Genomic DNA, 19,406 nt, shown 5'->3' with positions numbered 1-19,406 from the left:
TTATTCTTAAAAGCTTGATTCCCTTATTCTATCTTAGCCCACATTTCTTTTGGATTTAGCTCATAAATACCGTTTTCTCTATACATATAGTGATTGTTAATAAATTCGCGTCTTATTGTAGCGTAGTCTTCATGATATTTTTTAATATACTCATTAATCTCTTGTTCTGTATATTTCTTCCCTAGTGTTACTCCTTCTAACATATGCTCAAAAATCATTAATCTTTTCTTTCGTTGAGCAGGAATTGTTTTTAATCTGCCATCAGGCAATAAAAAATTTTTAATAATATCTTCTTTTTGTTTTCCCATTACATCCATCCCCTTTTTCGCTCGATCCATTACTTTTAAAATAGATTCATTAAAAAACTTTAAATCTTTTTCATTTAAATAATAATAAATCGTATTTTTCTCTCGCTTCTCTTTTATTGCACTAACTTCTTTTAGCTTATTCATATGGTGAGATATCGTTGGAGGTGTAACACCAAGCTTCTCCGCTAATTGTTGGCCTGATAAAGGTTCCTCCGCGGCTAAAAGGATGAGCAGTTTAATTCGCGTTTTATCCCCTAACGCCTTATAAAAGTTAACCATTTTATTTAATTGCATCTTTCAAAACCTCCACTAATTAGAAAACCATCTAATTAGATAATAATCTAATTAGATGGTTTTTTCAACATTATTTACCAAGCCTATACAATATTTGTTGTTTTTGTTCTTTATCAATTACATGTAATTTACTTAAAACTTCCGTATAAAAAACTAATTTTTTCCGTTTACGCATTAAAAACACCCCTTATGTTGTATTAATGCAACTTTTTTTGTATTAGTAAATTATATGCAGTCTATTGGCTTTTAAAAACTTGTCCAAAAAAGAAATATATTGTTATCTCCATTTTTACTCAACAAAGAGAGGTCGGGACATTACTATTTTGATCTAATAAATAAACGAACAGAAAATTGTAGAGTGGAAATAACCCGCTCCGGAAATATACTTCGCTTTCCGCGGTCGGCTGGTGAGCCTCCTCGTGCTAAAGCACTGCGGGGTCTCACCTATGCCTTACCTCGAAGCTGCTGAAAAAGGTTGTTATATTTAAACCAGATAAAAATTTATAGAAATAAAAGGAGTACTTTTTGATTTTTAATCAGAAAATACTCCTTTTTATCTCCTTCACAGGTCAATTTCTTACCTATTTTTCATTTATTAGTTTGATTATCCTCTTCATATTAGTGACAAATATGGTGGTAGCTCCTTGTATTTTCATACCAAATAGACCCGAGGAATTGGCTTTTTTATACCCGTGTCTATGTTTTAATTCGCTATTTTTAGCCTCAATTTTGTAACGTGTTTTAGCTAATCGCTTAAATTCCTCTGTTTCTTGAAATGCTTCTTGGGAAAGGTGTTCCGAGGATTTAATCGATACTGAATACGTTTTGGTTTTGGCCCCTTCTATATAACAGCCATCGCGTAGCGGACAAACTTTACATTTCTCTACATCAAAAAAGTATTTCAACTGCGGATTCTGGGATGTATCTTGTCTTTTTTTAACTGACTTCTTATTAGCTAAATGGCCAGCGGGGCATACATACATATTTGCGTCCTTATTAAATTCAAATTCCTTTCCTCTTTTACGATTTCCGTTCGTAATGATAGGATGCAGGCGAGAAATTAATTGCTTTTCGTTCTCATTCATATATTGTAGATTATCTTTACTAGAGTATGCGGTATCTCCAACTACTGTATCCACCATGAAACCATTTTCCTCACTAGTCTCTACCAATTCTTTTAAGTACTTGGTATCGCTTTTCTCACCTGAGGTAACCACGGCAGCCGTAATAATGCGTTCATCTGACATCGCAATATGTGTCTTATATCCCAAAAAGGAATAATCTGAAGCTTTATATCCTTTTCGTGCATCGGGATCTCCGCCATAATTCGCTTCTTCTTGAATATCCTCCACAACTTCTTTTACCATGTTGATTTTTTCTTTAATAGCTGGCAACTGCTTTAATTGTTCCTCTTTTTCGAGAACCTCGAGTATGGCAGTGGTATAAGCTAACTCATCTTCTAATGAATCTGTGGCTGGTTTATCTGGGAACTTTTCTTTTATAGATGGTTGATGTTGATAGGCAACTTTCCGTAATGATTTAGATTTCTCTTGAACATATTCATTCGCTGTTTTGGAATGGAAACGTGATAATGTATGCGTGGCATCTACAATAATCGTGTTACTCTTTAAAACCTCGTGTTCCAATGCAAGTTCGACTGTCTTCGCCACAAGTACATTCATTAAGTCCTTATCTTTCAAACGTAGTCTTCGAAATTTGGTTAAAGTACTAGAATGGATAACAGAAGCCTCTGGGATAAGATCCAAAAAATATTTAAAAGACAAATCATACCTAGCTCGTTCAACTAAGTCTGCATCAGACAGATCATGTATTTGTTTTAGAAGTAAATATTTAAACATTCGAACAGGTGGTTCAGCATTTCTCCCAGTATCTAAACAATACTTATCTTCTAGTTCCTCTTCCACAAAACTAAAATCGACCAATTCCTTCATTTGACGAAGAAAGTTATCTTTCGGAATTAACATATCGTAAAGTTGGTAATGTGCGCTTAAAGGTAATGAAGGCTGTCGTTCTAACATTGGAAATCCCCACTTTTTAATATAATAGGTTAATTATATTAAAAAGTGGGGATATTGTGTATTCTTATAGGGACTTTTTCAGCAACTTCGCCTTACCTCCCGCAGTCTTTCATGTATTACAAGCTATACACCACAGAGAATGAAAATGGTTTTTGCGTGGCTATACTAATGCTACGGCTGGATGAGGAAGGTCGTGACTCCTTGGTGTGTGTGAGCCCTCCCCGCAGTCTGACTCCTTCGACCACGGTGCATCACAGATTGTTGCTCCCTTTATGGGAAGCACTCATGGTAGATTAACCCTATTCTGGTTGTTGCACCAGCCTCAAAACTTCTTCGCCGTAGAAAGGATGTTTTCAATGGAAGTAATCATTGAGAATGCTTGTGGTATGGATGTCCACAAGGATAGCATTACTGCATGTGCCATTACAGCAAAAGGAAAGGAGATTGAAACTTTTTCAACTAAAACTATATATCTTATAGAGTTGGTGGACTGGGTTAAGAAACACAACTGTACCCATGTGGCGATGGAAAGTACAAGTGTCTACTGGAAACCTATTGTCAATTTACTAGAAGCAGAAGGTATTGAATTTCTAGTTGTGAATGCTCAACATATTAAAGCTGTTCCTGGGCGTAAAACCGATGTGAAAGATGCCGAATGGATTGCCAAATTACTTCGTCACGGTTTACTTAAAGCTAGTTATATTCCTGACCGAAATCAGCGAGAATTACGTGAACTTGTGCGTTATCGTCGTAGCATAATTGAAGAACGTGCCAGACAATATAATCGGATTCAAAAAGTGTTAGAAGGAGCTAATATCAAGCTTGGCTCTGTTGTTTCTGACATTATGGGAGTTTCTTCTCGTGATATGCTTCGATCCATAGCGGAAGGGAATGAAGACCTTGAAGAGTTAACAAACTTTGCGAGAGGAAGAATGAAAAATAAAAAAGATGAATTGAAACTCGCACTTCAAGGGTATATTCAAGAACATCAACGATTTATGATAAAAACGATTATGGATCATATCGATTTCCTAACTGAGCAAATCGATAAACTAGACAAAGAGATAGAAAAAAGGATGGAAGACGATCAAGAAGACATAGATCGTTTAGATTCCATTCCTGGCATTGGAAGAAAAATGGCGGAACAAATGCTTGCAGAAATTGGTCCAAATATAAAAGAGCAATTCCCGACTGCACCCCAACTATGTTCATGGGCGGGTTTAGTTCCAGGAAATAACCAAAGTGCTGGAAAACGTAAGTCATCCAAAACGATGAAAGGAAACAAATATCTTAAATCAGCACTCATTGAAGCAGCTCATTCTGTTCGAGGGTCTAAAAACTACCTTGGTGCACTTTACCGTCGGACTGCTTCACGTAAAGGTAAAAAGCGTGCAGCAGTTGTTGTAGCCCATGCGATGTTACGAATCTCCTATTATCTCTTAACACGAAAGGAAATGTACGTAGATCTAGGAGAAGACTACTTCGATAAGCAAAGACAACAGTCCATTGTTAGACATTCACTACGAAGATTAGAAAATTTAGGCTACACCGTGACACTAGTTGAACCAAAAGTTTCATAAAGCGATCCCAAAAAGTCGATAGATTTTTGAGTATGACGCTCTCCTCAAAAAACAAGAATAAGCTGCGTCTAATTTAGTATTGCCATTTTTCCATATTTTAGTGTTATATTTTCATGGTAGGAGTCTACGTATATTTCCTCCGCTAATTCTGCAATTTTTCGTTTTTTATCATGATCGTATTAGTTTCATCTCAGCCTCTTTTTTAAAGTTGTATACCTTCGATTTCTAATAATCGTTCTTTCAAATGCACATTATTTCCTGCATAACCTACTAGTTTTTTATTATGACCAATTACTCTATGACACGGTACAACAATTGGAATTGGATTTCTACGGTTAGCCTGCCCAACAGCTCTAACTGCTTTCGGATTATTGATTGCAACAGCCACGTCTTTATAGCTTTGCAACGTTCCATATGGTATATTTTTCAACGCATCCCAAACTTGTCGTTGGAATTCAGTACCTTGAATACGTATCGGTAAATCGAAGGTTATCCGCTCATTATTAAAATACTCAAGTAACTGCTTTTCAACTAATAAGCAAATTGGATGTTCTGGCTCCCACTTTAAAGGCTGAAAAGATTTTAAATCCTCTTCAAAAAAATCGACACTTACTAAAGCTTCTTCATCACATACGATAAAAAGTTGACCAAAACTGTCGATATCTATTGATTTATAAAAATACAAACCTCTCACCTCTCATTTAAGTTCTTCGGTAAATATATGTGAAAGGTTGTCCCTTTTCCTACTTCACTATCTACTTCAATATAACCTTTATGTTCTTCTACAATTTTATAACTTACCATTAAGCCTAATCCAGTCCCCCTGTCTTTCGTTGTATAGAACGGCTCCCCTAATTTTTTCAGTTTATCTTCAGGTATTCCAATTCCTTGGTCCTTAATTGAAATAGTAACATAGTCGTTCTTTTCACTAATTGAGATAGTAACCGTCCCGCCTTTAGGCATCACTTCAATCGCATTTTTTAATATATTAATAAAGACTTGCTTCAATTGCTTTGGTTCACAGTATAATATTTCTTTCTCACTCGCAAAAAACGTTTCAAACTGTACGTTCTCTAAAACCGCCTGCGCGCTCATTAAATCAAGTGTTTCTTTCATAATTTTTGTGACATCTTTCTTTTCATATGAAATAGCCTGCGGTTTAGCTAGCACGAGAAATTCTGTTATGATCGATTCAATTCTATTTAGCTCTGAACTAATAACATCAAAATACATCGAATACTTGCTTTCATCTACACTGCTCTGTAATAACTGAATAAATCCTTTTAATGCTGTCATCGGATTTCTTATTTCGTGAGCAATTCCAGCAGCAAGCTCTCCTACTACATTTAAGGTATCAGACTTTTTCAGTTGTTCCTCCATCTCGCGTTTATCAGTAATATCTCGGAAGAAAGTCATATGTAAACCTTGAATTACATTTTTCTTCGCTGAATATTCGATAATCCTTTGACTTTTTTCCGTAACATAAACAGATTCCCCACTTATTTCGCTCAGTTCACCAAAGTTATTCCAGTTGTCGTAAACCGTCTCTATTTTTTCATTCGGCAAACAATTATGAAGTGTTTTATTCATAAGTTGTTCTTTTTCTATCCCTATTATTTTACAAGCATTCTCATTAACATCAATAATCGAGAAATTGTCATCCCATAGTACAATTCCATCCATTGCATTATCAAATATCTTCCGAAACTTTTGTTCACTTTCTCGTAAATCTTTTTCCATTTTTCTTCTTTCACTAACATTACGGAAAATGACAATATTATAGCCATCAATCGTTCCTTTGCTAGCAGTAAATTCCAGCAATTTACTTTGACCATTTGCCATATGAAAAAGAAGTTCTTCACGAATTTCCCCTTTCATAATGAATTGTCTCGCAATATGACCAAACCTTTGGTAACTTTCTTTCGGTAAAAATTGACGTATATCTGCACCTATTAGTTCATCGAGCGGAGCTTCAAACGTTCTACTTGAAACAGGATTCGCTCGCACTATGATACCATTATTGTCTAGTAGCACAATTGGATCTGTAGCTTTTTGAAACATTTGTCGGAACCGCTCTTCACTCCTTTGAAGTTGCAGTTCCATATTTCGCTTTCCGGTAACATCACGCATAATACCTAAATAATAATCATCATAAATGTTAGCAGTGATGGAAAACTCAAATAATTTTGTTACTCCATCGTTCGTCGTAATTGGTAGCTCTCCTCGTACTCTCCCATACTCCTCTAAAAATCTCCACATTTTTTCAATCTTAAATCGATATTGTTCCTCTACAAGGTCATATAAAGTATTGTGAATTAATTCATATTTTGATTGGGAAAGGCTAGAGCAAAACGCTGGATTTACATCAATGAAATCTCCTTCTCTATCAAAAAGGACTATACCATCAATTGCTCGAGTAAACACTTCTTGATACATTGGTGCTCTACGAGTCGGTCCATAATCGACTACTTTTCTTGCTTCTCTCATTACAACCGTGTATGTTTCTCGTTCCTCACTTGCAACTACTGTATATTCTACTATTTTAATATCACCGTTATCTAGTTTTAAAATTAATTCGTCCCGATGCTGACCGTTACTATCTATTTTATATTTTTGATTTTTCACTTCATCTATTGTCATCAACTGTAAAAAATCGTATAACGTTCGTTTCTTTAACTCTTCTTCCGTTAAATCAAATAATTGACATGCCTTCGGATTGCTTAGCACAAAATAGCTCTCTTTATTTAGAATTACTAGTGCATCGTTTGCAACACGAAATAACATATCCTTCAACTCATTTTCTTGCTTCAACTTAGCGAGTTCTTTTTGGAGATTTTCTACCGTTTCATCCGTTTTCATTCCATTTGTCATACGTTATCACACCCGTTCCTACAATATAACTAATAACTACTTCTACAAAAAGAGCATAGATTCCTTTCCATTTGACACTTAAATCTATTACTAATCAATATTTTTGTAATATTTTCACACTTTATGTTCATACTGCTAATATTATACAAGGAATAACAACAGTAAAATAGTGCGATTTTTCCTATTCGTATGATAGAATAAATAAGTTATATTTCAAAATAGGAGTTTATAAAAATGAAAACAATAGTTACGACATTAAACGCAAAATATATTCATACGAACTTAGCAATCCGTTATTTAAAAGCATATGCAGAGCCTGATTTTGATGTTGAATTAGCCGAATATACGATTAAAGACCCTGCTATGAATGTTGTCTCCGATCTTATTCAACGTAATCCTGAAATAATAGGTTTCAGCTGTTATATATGGAATATTGAAGAGACAATAAAAATTATTAATATGCTTAAAAAGATTAATCCAAACTTAACCATTATTATAGGAGGCCCAGAAGTAACATACGACGTTTCTTATTGGCTTGATCGACTTACCTCTGTTGATTTCATCGTTATCGGCGAAGGTGAAATAACGTTTAAAGAAATACTACAACAGTTAAATAGTGATAAAAATTTCGAGCAAATTTCTGGCTTGGCATACAGAAAAGATGGAAAAAACGTCATTACTCCTCAACGGAACAAAGTAGACTTAAAAAATTTACCATCACCGTTTCGTTTTGAGGAAGATAAAACACAACTATCAAAAAGAGTCACCTATATTGAAACGAGTAGAGGTTGCCCGTTCAGTTGCCAATTTTGTCTTTCTTCCATTGAAGTTGGTGTTCGATACTTTGATCGTGAAAAAGTAAAAGATGATATTCGTTATTTAATGGATAACGGAGCAAAAACGATAAAGTTTGTCGACCGCACGTTTAATATTAGCCGTAGTTACGCAATGGAAATGTTCCAGTTTTTAATTGATGAGCATAAACCGGGTACAGTATTTCAGTTCGAAATTACTGCTGACATTATGCGACCAGAAGTTATCCAATTTTTAAACGATAATGCGCCGAAAGGACTTTTCCGTTTTGAAATCGGTGTCCAATCAACGAACGACGCAACAAATGAATTAGTAATGAGGAAGCAAAATTTCTCGAAACTATCTAGAACTGTTTCAATGGTTAAAGAAGGAAACAAAATTGACCAACATTTAGATTTAATAGCTGGCTTACCGGAAGAGGACTATAACAGTTTCCGTAATACGTTTAACGATGTATTTGCACTTCGCCCCGAGGAGCTCCAATTAGGATTTCTAAAGTTATTACGAGGTACAGGGTTACGATTAAGAGCTGCAGATCATAACTATCTGTATATGGATCACGCACCATACGAAATGTTGGGCAACAATGTGTTAAGCTTTCAAGACATCATACGAATTAAACAAGTGGAAGATGTTTTAGAAAAATATTGGAACGACCATCGTATGGATACAACGGTTGAATATTTGGTCACGCATGTTTTTGAAACTCCTTTTGACTTTTTCCAACAGTTTGGGGCATTTTGGGACGAACGTGGATGGTCACGAATAGGGCATCAATTAGAAGATCTATACAAACGATTATATGAATTTTTACATGAAACTCACCCACAAAAAATTCATATTATCGAAAGCATCATGAAGTATGATTATGTAAAGGGGCAAAAGTTCAAGCCGCGTAAACCTTGGTGGCCAGAATCAATTGCTCGAAATGAACGATCTCACTATTATCAAGGAATATTAGCTAACAATGATTTACTTGGTGATAATTTTGTACAACATCAATTATCTGAAAAAGATATATATAAGCATACGATTTTAGAGGAAATTCATTTTGACTTAGCACACTTTTTACAAACAGGAGAAGTACATGAAGCAAAACAAATTATGTTAGTGTACTTTAACCAAACATTAAACCGTTCTGAAGTTTATTGTACTCCTTTAGAAGATGTAAAAAGATTAACTGTGCAAAAATAATTGCGGCTGGGACAAAACTAAATAATCAAGAAAAAAAACGAACAATCGACAATCTAGCGGAGGAAATATACGTAGACTCCAGCGGGAGGAAAGGCATAGGTGAGACCCCGCAGTGCGAAGCACGAGGAGGCTCACCAGCCGCCCGCGGAAAGCGAAGTATATTTCCGGAGCGGGTTATTTCCACTCTACTGTTTTTTGTTCGTTTTTATTTTGATAAAATAGTTATGTCCCAACCTAATTTTCTGTTCTAACCAATAATCGTTAGCATTTTCCTTTTTTGCTATTTGATTCTATCGCATTTTCATAAGCTTTAATTGCATTCATATCACCAAACTCTGGTCCAAACTCTTCCATTAATATATCTTTATCAATTGCATGATCTTTTTTATGTGCTTGCTTCTTTTTACGCTTTATCGCTTTCTTTTCCATTCTATCTTCTCCTTTATCTTCCTTGTCTACCTTTTTTCGAATTACGATTAGCGCCCTTTATACTATCTTCTCCTTCATAGGCACTAGAAAATTCTGTATCCGGTAAACTTTCTGTCGGAGTTTTTGTTCCTTTCAATGCAGCTTTACGAGCAACTTTTCTTTTCGCCATCTCAATCACCCCTTAAATTCTTAATGTGTGATTCAAGTTACAACATTAGTTTTTGTATTTTTAAATGAATGTTACGTGCTATTAAATGGAAAGATCCGCATTTGTATTTTGTCAATCCGAATAGTAAAAAGAATTCATTAGGTAAAACTATTCGTAAAGCTAGTAGGAGGTGGAATTGCAGATGGATAAAGAAAAGCAACAAAATGATATAGAAGATGTACCATTTATAGACGAGACGATGCCACATCAAATCAGCGCTCCATCATTTAAAGGTTCTAATATTAAAATGAAACCACCATTTGTAAACAGCCACGGTGTCGTGATCGGTGATAGTAAATACAGTTCAGAAAACTCACCATTAAACAACTGGTCTGATGATGTTGACCCTGCTATTATGGCTGGTGACGAGTGGGTTCACCCTACAAACGATATCGGTTGGAACACCGCAGAAAACCGCGAACTAGTAGAAAAATCAAAAAATCCACAAGGAGTTCCATTCATGCATCCCGATAAAGATGTAGGATACGGAAGTGACTAACATTTAGACGAACAGTTTGCTGTTCGTCTCTTTTTGTGTGCAGAAGAAAAGTTTACACCTTATAATTTCTTCAACGATGAAAAAGTCAGAGGTTTATATTAACCACCTGACTTTTTCCAAATTGTGTCTCCTTCATTCGGCTTTCCTTTATTTGGGGGAGGATGTATTCCTTTTAATGAAACAAATACTCCAATTAGACAAAGTACTGTTAAGACGTAGAACATGATTTTCTCTGAAGCACCTATTAATAGCGCAATTGCAGGTGGTCCACTCGCCACACCTATAAACCGCATAGAACTATAAATAGAAGTAATTGTTCCACGTTCTTCTTTTCCGATACCTTCTGTAATAATGGCGTCTAAACATGGTAAGGATATACCAATTCCGATACCTCCAACTAAGAACAGCCCCATCGTAACCCATACATTATCAAAAAAGCTGTTAATAAAAACTGCCCCACCAAGAAACCCGATGCTACTTACTATTAACCATTTCATCAATATTTGGTTTTCCTTTATCTTTTTACCGGTAATATAGGAAGCGATACAAAGAGCCGCTAGCGGAATTGCTAAATATAGCCCCTTTTTCAACCCATCAATTTCATGCTTTTTCTCTAGCAAATCAGATAGATAAAAAAGAATGCCAAATAAAATAAACATCAAAATTCCACCGATAATAAAAATGGCCAAAAGCCATTTGGCATGCCTCTTAAAAATCCCTTTTACCCCTTGCACAAATTCTTTGAAAGGAACTGGTTTCTCTTTTTCCTTTTTAGGAGCTTTAACTAAAAAAATCATTAAAACGACAGATAAAGCACAAAATGCCGGTATCGCAAAAAATGGAAGAAACCAAATAATTCCTGCTAATAAAGCACCTAGTACTGGACTAAGTACTTTTCCTAACGTATTAGATGTTTCGATAATCCCTAGATTTTTACTAACTTCTGTTTCACTTTTAAACATATCCCCTATTAAAGGCATTACGATGGGAGAAGCCCCAGCAGCTCCTATGCCTTGTAGCGTCCTTCCGGCGAGTATGAGCCAATATGGGTTTTCGGCCTGCCAACCGGCCCACCCAGAAATGATTCCTCCTACAGCTGCAATAATTAAACTCGGAATGATTATCGCTTTTCTGCCTAGCCGGTCAGATAAATACCCTGCTACCGGTATAAGAACGATAGCTACTATTGAATATACTGTAATGATCATGCTAACTTGAAATGAAGTAATATCTAATTTTTTTTCAATGGTTGGTAGAACAGGTATTAGCATAGAATTTCCTAAAGTCATCACAAGAGGAATAGAAGCTATGGACACGACTGCCCACCTTTTATGTTGCATAGCAATACCTTCCTTAATCATTGTAATCAATAATGTATTCCTTTTTTAATATGGTCTGGATTGTTTGAAAATATTTTGCCAAAAAAAGACGTGGGTAATTATCTATTTTTATAATGTTGCATTAAAACTGGATTTAAGAACAAAAGCGCAGGCGCTTGGTAGAGATACAGGAAATACGGCGAACTGCGCTAAACAGGTGTTGACTTATCGTACTTCGGATAAGGGAAGTTTGATACGACCTAAACGCCGGAGCTAGACGTAACGAAAGTAAAAATAATAGTTATCCACAAAATTTAACGTTTATGGGTCCAAAACGATAAAAAAAGCCTATGGTTCCCCATAGACTTGCTGTTACCCTATAATAATTCGCTCAACAGGATAATGATAATTCGGTGGCTTTTCTTTACTTTCTAGTATAAATAGGAACGTCAGTAAACCAACTCGTCCTATAAACATTAAACATATAATCACTAACTTACCAATTGTAGATAAATCAGGAGTTATACCCATTGATAGTCCTGTCGTTCCAAAAGCTGAACAAACTTCAAACAATATTTGAATGAGAGCAAAGCTTTCGGTAGCACTTAAAATAACGACGGAACTACCTACAATAATGATTGCTAATAAAAGGACAACTAATGACTTTACTATATCTTCATGGTGGATTTCTCTTCTAAAGATTTTAACATCCTTTTTACCTCGTGCGAAGTGATAAAGAAATAAAATGTTTAAGGCAAAAGTCGTGGTTCTAATACCTCCCCCAACTGAGCTAGGGGAAGCTCCTATAAACATTAATCCACTCATAACTAATAGTGTTGCTAAGGAGAACTCACTTACATCCATCGTTGCTAAACCACCGCTTCTAGTTGTAACGGATTGGAAAAGCGCATAGAAAAATGATTCATGCCAAGACAAACCTTTAAAATAATTATTAAATTCTAACAGGATGAGCATAATCGTACCAAATATAATTAATAGAGCAAACGTTAATGATGTAATTTTAGTAAACAAAGAAAAACGAAACTTCCCACTTCTATTTGTTAAAAATTCCTTTACTTCGACCAATACTGGAAATCCAATAGCACCAGTAGTAATTAAAAGCATCGTAATAAATTGGACAAAATAATCATGTGCAAAAGGAACGAGTGATTCTCCCGTAATGTCAAATCCACCGTTTGTTGTAGCACTAACAGAAGCAAAAAATCCGTGTAAATACGCTTCCTGCCACGTTGGAAAATACGATAAATAATAGGTCCCTAACACTAATGCCCCAATTAACTCAATTATTAAGATTAAAACTAAAATATGCTTAATTAATTTAACAATACCAGAAAGATTGGATTGGTTTTGGTCGAGCATCATTAGTTTTCGTTCGCGGAGTCCAATTTTTCTTCCAAGTAATAACCAAATAAATGTACCGACAGCCATTACACCAACGCCGCCAAACTGTAAAACAAACGCTAAAATAAATACCCCTGGTACTGTAAACGTTTCTGCTGTATTTACTACTGTTAAGCCTGTCACACTTACTGCACTGACCGCTGTAAACAATGCATTAATAAACGTCCAGTCATCACTAGTATGTCGAGCTACTGGAAGGCTTAATAATATAACCGCTATAATTACTGCGATAAAATAAAAGCTTACAATTAATTGTGCAGGAGACATACTATGTAATCTTTTATTTATCATAAACTTAAATTTTCCCATAATAATCCTTTCTTTACTTGCTTGTTATATGTATATGATAGATGATTATTCTTACATTTTAAAGAACAAATTTATCATTTTCCATCCTAAGAATTAATATTAATGCACACTTTTTGGTGAGTATTACCAAACTGTAAAAAATCTTCCCATCTATGTGGAACTTTCCAAGTATGATGACTCTATTAAATCTAATACTATTAGTACAACTTTTCAAGTAAGAAAAGTTAGTAAGATGGGAGGGATCATGATGGCTAGAAGTAGTAATAAATTACTTGTACCAGGAATTGAACAAGCTCTAGACCAAATTAAGTACGAAATCGCACAAGAATTTGGTGTTCAACTTGGCTCTGATACGGTATCCCGAGCAAACGGCTCCGTAGGTGGAGAAATAACAAAACGTTTAGTAGCACAGGCTCAGTCACAATTAAAAGGCCAATAATTTCATATAAAATGGACGAACCTAGAGAGTATTTGCTCTCTAGGTGTTTTTCTTACATAAAAAAACTCACATTTTTAAATGCGAGTAAAAGTTAAAAACATATTATATTATTGCGGTCTACCTTTTTCATCTTTTCGATGACTATTATTTGATTCTCTTTTTTGCTTTACTTCTTCCATCTTTTTTTGCTTACGATCTTCTTTTTCTTGTTGTCGGTCACGTTTTCTTTGCTCATTTTCTAGCTTCTTTTCTTTCCCCTTAGATTGAGCATTTTCATTTCTATTCTTATTTCCTTTATTCCCGTTATTAGTGTTTTTCATTTCGTTTTTCTTTTCTGCTTGTTGCTGTTTTCTTTCATCTCTTTCAGCTAACTTTTCTTCTTTTTTACTTTGTCCTTTATTAGCTGGAGGAGACGATGAATTGTCTTCAGTTGATTGTTCTTCTTCTGTTACTTTAACATCCTCTTCAACAACTTCATCCATTTCTTCTTCCAAGATTACTTCTACAGCATTTTCTCTTTGTTCTTGCTGAACAAATTTCCCGGCAGACATTCCTTGTTCTTTTGCTTTTTCACGATTTTCAACACTTGTTTCGATAACAGTTACTTTTACTTCATTTTGCTTTATATCATTCGTAAGTTCGTTTACTTCTTTATCTATTTGAGCTTTAATTGCCAAATTCTCTATATTCGTAACAATAGAAGTGATGATAATTTCTTTTCCAGCTTCCATGTATCCTTGTTCCCGGAATAATTGTATCAGTTCTTTCGTCACGTCATGTATATGTTTCTTGTTCCAATCATCTACTAGTGCAATTAATACTTGACCGTCTTCATTATAAGCCTGCATTTCAATAACTTGTAACTTTTTATTTACAGCCATCTCTATACTAGGATTTATATCAAGTCCAACATATGCCTGCACTTCACTTTGTGTGAAACGAGGTAGTAAGGATAGCACTAATAAAATGGAAGCTAATACAGAAACTAGTTTCCACCCACGGAATGACAAATTAAAACTTTTCTTTTTTCTCTCTAAAGAAGTGTAAGGAAAAAATGTTGTTTCTTCCCCAATATCATACGTATCCCTTAGTTTTTTCCCTTTTATAAATTCACCTTCAGGGGTCAACATTGTGATATAGTCATGATGAACTTCTAACACAATCCCTTTTTTCACTATTAACCGCCCCTTTTAAATATTCATTTAAATATAAATAATCCCCAGATAAAATGATTGCAATTGCAATTATATATTTTCTATTTCTCTCTATTGTTTTACGACTAACTTTCACTAATCGCTCTAAATGTTTGATTGGTAGCATTTTTTTCTGGAACAAATGTACTTTAAGTTCTTTATTATTAACAAGTATTTCCGCAATTTTAATACAGTTTTCTCTTGCATCTGCATGCTTTGGCGAACATTCTATAAGATCTGAAATCGTCAAATCAAATTGAGCTAAAACTGTTTGATAATATAAAATTTCTTCTTTGCGTTGTGCTTGCTCTAATTGTTTTGTGTAATCTTCAATGGATAATGTTGCTTCTATTTGATTTGGTACATTTTCTTCTTCATTATTGGAATAGTTTGATAAGCTAACGGTATTATGCTTGCTTTCTTTTCTAATAAAATCAATGACCCGTCTTTTAATAATTAAGTCAGCAAAAGATATGAGTGAACTCCCTTTATCTGTCGAGTATTTATCAATTGCTTCGTTAAAAGCTATTAAACCAATACTGAATTCGTCATCCGATTCGTTAATGTATCTTTTACAAACAGAAGATACCGATTTCGCAATAAATGGTCGATATTTATCAATTATTTCATTTCGCAATTGGATGTTTCCAGCTTGTACTGCTAATACTTCTTCTTCTAATGTTTGCTTGCTTTGTTTTTTTCCGAACTTAAAAAGCAGGCTCAGCATTGGCTTCACCTCTCTCCCTTTCATACCCTTCGTAACCAATTTGGTTTTTATATGGGTAGTTTCATAAATTATTTTAAAGGAGACTTTAAATTTTAGCCACCTTATTTATATAAAGGTGGCCTTTTTCGGAAAAAAAGTCAATGTAAAAAATTGTATCGACCTTTTTAAGTTACAGTTGTATTAAATATTAATTACGGCCGTTTGCATTTCCTTTACCGTTTTGATTACCATTATTGTTTTTTTGCTCTTTTCCATTTCCATTACCTTGTTGTTTTTCCTTAGAAGCATTTTCATTTCCCTGTTGCTTTCCTTTAGAGGAATTTTCATTTTTATTAAGTTGTTTCTTTTCCTCTTCTTTCGTTTGCTTCTGCTTTACTTCTTTTTTCACTTGCTTTTCTGTTTCTTTAACAGCCTTTTTCTCTTCTTTTACAGCCTTGTTTTTTACTTGAGGAGATTGTTTTTCATCTTTAACACTATTTTCATCAGTGTTTTCTTCATTGTCCTCTTCAACTACCTCTTCTTCTGTATCAACCGGTGTTTCTTCGTTCACATCTTCTATTACGTCATCTTCAACAGGAGTTGTTTTTTCTTCTTCCAGTAATTCCGCTAATTGTTGCGCTAATAATTCTTCCTGTTCTGGGTATTTCGTAACTAATCGATCATATGCTCTTTCGATATTTCTTTTTAAAGCAGCTTTTGCTTTCGGGTTATCAATTTTTTTATAATTTTTGCTTAATGAAATGATATTTTGTGAAAGCTTCACTTCAAGGTCTAAACGATTGTCATCTTCAACAATTGTTTCTTCGTCTTCCACTATCTCTTCTTCGACCTCTATATCTTCTTCATTTGCTTTGTTAGTATCTTCTTCTGCTGCTAATTCTTCATCAATTTCTTCCATTTTTTCTTGGACTTTCTCCATCGCCTCTAAACCACGTTGTAATGTTTCATCTGCTAGTTCCATTTCACCTTTTTCTAACAATGCCTCTGCTTCTAGAATTCGCTCATTCGCAATAGATAGTAATAGTTCAGCTTCTTTTTCCTGATCGCTCGTAAACGCTATTTGAATTTTTTCAAAAAACGTTTTGACAAAATAAAAGAAATTACCTGGTACTAGAGAAACTTCTTCAAATTTCTCTGTTTCTTCTACCTCATCTACTACAGTAGAAGTTTTTAATTCTTCACCATTCACGTCTTCTGTTGTAACGATAATTGATGGCGCTTCTTCCGCATTCCATTTCCCAGTTTCACCTGAAGCAAACGCTGCAGTTGTAGGTGTTGCTGCTACTAACAATGCTGCTAGTGAACAATTTACGATTACTTTCTTCATGTATAAGTCCCCCTAAAATAGATTCACTACATTGTTACGATAATGTTTCATTTTTGACGGGGTAGCAACAAAAATTAAAATTAAAATACATCAAATTTCCTACAATATTTTTTTCCATTTGACAAAATTTTCTCTCCTTGTATACTTGCGTACTATATAATAGGTTAGAAATGGAAAAAGCTACTCATTATAAGTAGCCACAAAAATAGTTATATATTGGAAAATACCATTTCCCTCGAATTCTAACTAAAAAACTATTTAATTAATATTCGTTTTTCTTTATTATATTGATGTTTTTTGTAATATTGGACCATCGTGTCGACCGTTGAATTAAAATTAGCACATTTAATTCCTGACCTTCTTAAATAATTCACTGCTTCCGAACAATCATAATTAGACTTGCATGTAAAATAATCTAACGCTTCTTTTTCAACCATTAACCACCTTCTTATAAAAGAAAACGATAATAATGCTTTTGATAAAAATAACGGAAATACTCCAAACGGCCTTTTATTTAACAATTGTCTTGCCATTAGAGCATACGCTTCTTTCGTTCCAATTGGGTTAGGATTTGTTAAATGAAACACTTTACTAGTTGTTTCATCAGTATGAGCTAAAAAGATAGTAGCTTGAACGATATAGTCTACAGGTACTACATTCAATTCTACATTTTCTTTGTGTAAATACGGAATAATTGGTGAATAACGAAGGCGTTGTAAAAAGTTTAAAATCATATAAGGACCATCAAATTTCGCAGTTTCTCCTGTTAGACTATCACCAATTACAATCCCAGGGCGAATAATAGTAGTAGGAATCTGTTCCATTTCTCTTTGTACTTCAACCTCCGCCCAAAATTTTGTTTCTTCATAGTGGTTTCGAAACGACTGATTGCGATCGAGTTCATACTCATATATTGTGCCTTTACGTAACCCAGCAACATACGCAGTACTAAAGTAAATTAACCTTTTTAAATGGGTTATTTTTTTTATAAATTGAATTACATTTCTCGTCCCGATAACATTAACACGATATGCTACATCTTTTTTCACAGCTAAATCATATATTGCAGCGAGGTGGAAAACATACTCAACTTCTTCATATATCCTTTCAAGATTAGTTGAGTCAATCTTTAACATCTCTTTCGTAATATCTCCTTCTATTATTTCAAATTGAATATGATGATATTGTAAAAGAGATAATTCTTCATTTGCTTTCTCTAACTGAGACGGTAAAACTAATAAGTATATTTTTGCTTCCTTTTCTTTTTTGGCCAGTTCTCGTACTAACTGCTTTGCAAGAAAGCCTGGAAAACCAGTAAATAAGTATACCCCCATTTTTTATCCCCCTAATAATTAAACTAAACCACATTTTTGTCTACCATTTTTTTATAAAAGGAAATCGTAATCGATTGGACAAACTAACGTTAAAATACAAGGAAATGTGGTGATATTACATGCACACGATGTGGAAAGGTTCTATAAGTTTCGGCCTAGTAAACATTCCAATCAAAATGTTTTCTGCTACAGAAGATAAAGATATAAAAATGCGAACCCTTCATAGTGAGTGTCACACACCAATAAAATATGAAAAGGTTTGTCCACACTGTGAAAAAGAGGTGGAACAAAATGACCTTGTTAAAGGATATGAGTATGTGAAAGGAAAATATGTCATTTTGTCCGATGAAGAATTACAATCGTTAAAAGAAGAGCATGAAGATAAAAGCGTAAAAATAATTGATTTTGTAAAACTGGATGATATAGACCCTATATATTTCAATCGTTCATACTTTTTAGGACCAGGGGAAAATGGAAGTAAAGCATATTCATTACTTCGAGAAGCACTACAACAGTCAGGTAAAATTGGTGTTGCGGAAATTACGATACGCTCCAAGCAACAACTAGCAGTTGTTCGTGTTTATCAAGATTGTTTAGTAATGGAAACTGTCCATTATCCTGATGAAGTTCGCAATGTAAAAGAAGTTCCTGCAGTACCGGAAAAAGCAGAAATAAATGAACAAGAGTTAAATACAGCGATGCTACTTATTGATCAACTTACAACAGAGTTTGATCCTGAGAAATATCATGATGACTATCGGGAAGCAGTATTGAACTTAATTGAACAAAAAGTGAATAGTGAAGAAGGTACGATCACTCCTCAAGATGCTGCACCGAAAACAAATGTTGTTGACTTAATGAGTGCTCTACAAGCAAGTATTGAAAAGACTAAAAAGCAAGAACCAAAAACGGCCAAACCTGCCAAGCAAATTCCTTCTACTTCTGGGAGACAGGATAAAGCTGAAACGGCTAAATCGGAGTCAACCGGACCGAAAAAACGAACAACACGAAAAAAAGCGACAGTTTAAGATTGTCGCTTTTTTATTTTTATAAAGAATGGTAAACAATAGAAGTAATAAGTTTTCGTTAGAAAGGAATCGA

General features: G+C 34.5%; 18 protein-coding genes. 6 read left to right on the top strand and 12 right to left on the bottom strand.

Annotated elements, in window-relative coordinates:
- Positions 1-23: 23 nt before the first annotated feature.
- Positions 24-602: a DUF2087 domain-containing protein gene (locus BC6307_RS09115; protein WP_066421953.1), complete on the bottom strand. Its 579-nt coding sequence runs from the start codon at positions 600-602 to the stop codon at positions 24-26.
- Between the two features lie 581 nt (positions 603-1,183).
- Positions 1,184-2,641, bottom strand: coding sequence for an IS1182 family transposase (locus BC6307_RS09110; protein WP_066422033.1), 1,458 nt, complete (start codon positions 2,639-2,641; stop codon positions 1,184-1,186).
- A gap of 356 nt (positions 2,642-2,997) precedes the next feature.
- Between BC6307_RS09110 and BC6307_RS09105 the strand changes: the two genes are divergently transcribed.
- Positions 2,998-4,221, top strand: coding sequence for an IS110 family RNA-guided transposase (locus BC6307_RS09105; protein ID WP_066422047.1), 1,224 nt, complete (start codon positions 2,998-3,000; stop codon positions 4,219-4,221).
- A gap of 202 nt (positions 4,222-4,423) precedes the next feature.
- On the opposite strand, the gene BC6307_RS09100 is transcribed toward BC6307_RS09105, so the two are convergent.
- Both BC6307_RS09100 and BC6307_RS09095 read right to left on the bottom strand, forming a co-directional pair.
- On the bottom strand, positions 4,424-4,906 hold the full coding sequence (locus BC6307_RS09100; protein ID WP_066421908.1) for a methylated-DNA--[protein]-cysteine S-methyltransferase: 483 nt from the start codon (positions 4,904-4,906) through the stop codon (positions 4,424-4,426).
- A 5-nt stretch (positions 4,907-4,911) separates the two neighbouring features.
- On the bottom strand, positions 4,912-7,092 hold the full coding sequence (locus BC6307_RS09095; RefSeq protein ID WP_066421911.1) for a PAS domain-containing sensor histidine kinase: 2,181 nt from the start codon (positions 7,090-7,092) through the stop codon (positions 4,912-4,914).
- Between the two features lie 234 nt (positions 7,093-7,326).
- Here BC6307_RS09095 and BC6307_RS09090 point away from each other — a divergent pair, with 234 nt between their 5' ends.
- Complete coding sequence (locus BC6307_RS09090; RefSeq protein WP_066421914.1) at positions 7,327-9,099, top strand: B12-binding domain-containing radical SAM protein; 1,773 nt, start codon at positions 7,327-7,329, stop codon at positions 9,097-9,099.
- A gap of 65 nt (positions 9,100-9,164) precedes the next feature.
- Positions 9,165-9,350 carry a hypothetical protein gene (locus BC6307_RS25725; protein ID WP_412766296.1) on the top strand — a complete coding sequence of 62 codons (186 nt, stop codon included), beginning with the start codon at positions 9,165-9,167 and terminating at the stop codon, positions 9,348-9,350.
- A gap of 10 nt (positions 9,351-9,360) precedes the next feature.
- Here BC6307_RS25725 and BC6307_RS25030 read toward each other — a convergent pair whose 3' ends face one another.
- Together BC6307_RS25030 and BC6307_RS25025 are read right to left on the bottom strand one after the other, a co-directional pair.
- Positions 9,361-9,528, bottom strand: coding sequence for a hypothetical protein (locus tag BC6307_RS25030; protein WP_169714878.1), 168 nt, complete (start codon positions 9,526-9,528; stop codon positions 9,361-9,363).
- A gap of 13 nt (positions 9,529-9,541) precedes the next feature.
- The gene (locus BC6307_RS25025) at positions 9,542-9,697 is read right to left on the bottom strand and encodes a hypothetical protein (RefSeq protein ID WP_094366109.1); all 156 of its coding nucleotides are present in this window, start codon (positions 9,695-9,697) and stop codon (positions 9,542-9,544) included.
- Positions 9,698-9,878: 181 nt separating this feature from the next.
- Here BC6307_RS25025 and BC6307_RS09075 point away from each other — a divergent pair, with 181 nt between their 5' ends.
- The gene (locus BC6307_RS09075) at positions 9,879-10,235 is read left to right on the top strand and encodes a DUF3905 domain-containing protein (RefSeq protein WP_066420486.1); all 357 of its coding nucleotides are present in this window, start codon (positions 9,879-9,881) and stop codon (positions 10,233-10,235) included.
- A gap of 98 nt (positions 10,236-10,333) precedes the next feature.
- Here BC6307_RS09075 and bcbE read toward each other — a convergent pair whose 3' ends face one another.
- Positions 10,334-11,575: a bacillibactin exporter BcbE gene (gene bcbE, locus BC6307_RS09070; protein ID WP_342351658.1), complete on the bottom strand. Its 1,242-nt coding sequence runs from the start codon at positions 11,573-11,575 to the stop codon at positions 10,334-10,336.
- A gap of 351 nt (positions 11,576-11,926) precedes the next feature.
- Positions 11,927-13,285, bottom strand: a complete 1,359-nt coding sequence (locus BC6307_RS09065) for a TrkH family potassium uptake protein (RefSeq protein WP_066420484.1) — start codon at positions 13,283-13,285, stop codon at positions 11,927-11,929.
- A 247-nt stretch (positions 13,286-13,532) separates the two neighbouring features.
- On the opposite strand from BC6307_RS09065, the gene BC6307_RS09060 reads away from it, so the two are divergent.
- The gene (locus tag BC6307_RS09060; RefSeq protein WP_066420482.1) at positions 13,533-13,724 is read left to right on the top strand and encodes an alpha/beta-type small acid-soluble spore protein; all 192 of its coding nucleotides are present in this window, start codon (positions 13,533-13,535) and stop codon (positions 13,722-13,724) included.
- A 107-nt stretch (positions 13,725-13,831) separates the two neighbouring features.
- Here BC6307_RS09060 and BC6307_RS09055 read toward each other — a convergent pair whose 3' ends face one another.
- The 4 genes from BC6307_RS09055 to BC6307_RS09040 form a co-directional block, all read right to left on the bottom strand.
- A complete protein-coding gene (locus BC6307_RS09055) occupies positions 13,832-14,899 on the bottom strand; it encodes an anti-sigma-I factor RsgI family protein (protein ID WP_066420480.1) in 1,068 nt (355 codons plus the stop codon).
- On the bottom strand, positions 14,865-15,653 hold the full coding sequence (sigI, locus tag BC6307_RS09050; RefSeq protein WP_094366107.1) for an RNA polymerase sigma factor SigI: 789 nt from the start codon (positions 15,651-15,653) through the stop codon (positions 14,865-14,867). The genes BC6307_RS09055 and sigI overlap by 35 nt, the downstream gene beginning before the upstream one ends.
- A gap of 178 nt (positions 15,654-15,831) precedes the next feature.
- Complete coding sequence (locus BC6307_RS09045) at positions 15,832-16,971, bottom strand: DUF5667 domain-containing protein (protein WP_066420477.1); 1,140 nt, start codon at positions 16,969-16,971, stop codon at positions 15,832-15,834.
- A 254-nt stretch (positions 16,972-17,225) separates the two neighbouring features.
- Positions 17,226-18,305 (bottom strand): SDR family oxidoreductase, encoded by a 1,080-nt coding sequence (locus BC6307_RS09040; protein WP_066420474.1) that lies wholly within the window; start codon positions 18,303-18,305, stop codon positions 17,226-17,228.
- Between the two features lie 119 nt (positions 18,306-18,424).
- Between BC6307_RS09040 and ku the strand changes: the two genes are divergently transcribed.
- On the top strand, positions 18,425-19,333 hold the full coding sequence (gene ku, locus BC6307_RS09035; protein ID WP_066420472.1) for a non-homologous end joining protein Ku: 909 nt from the start codon (positions 18,425-18,427) through the stop codon (positions 19,331-19,333).
- The last annotated feature ends 73 nt before the right edge of the window (positions 19,334-19,406 follow it).

The organism is Sutcliffiella cohnii (assembly GCF_002250055.1).
Classification (GTDB): Bacteria; Bacillota; Bacilli; order Bacillales; family Bacillaceae_I; genus Sutcliffiella; species Sutcliffiella cohnii.
The sequence above is the reverse complement of the archived record's forward strand: the minus strand, read 5'-3'. Positions and strand labels throughout refer to the sequence as shown.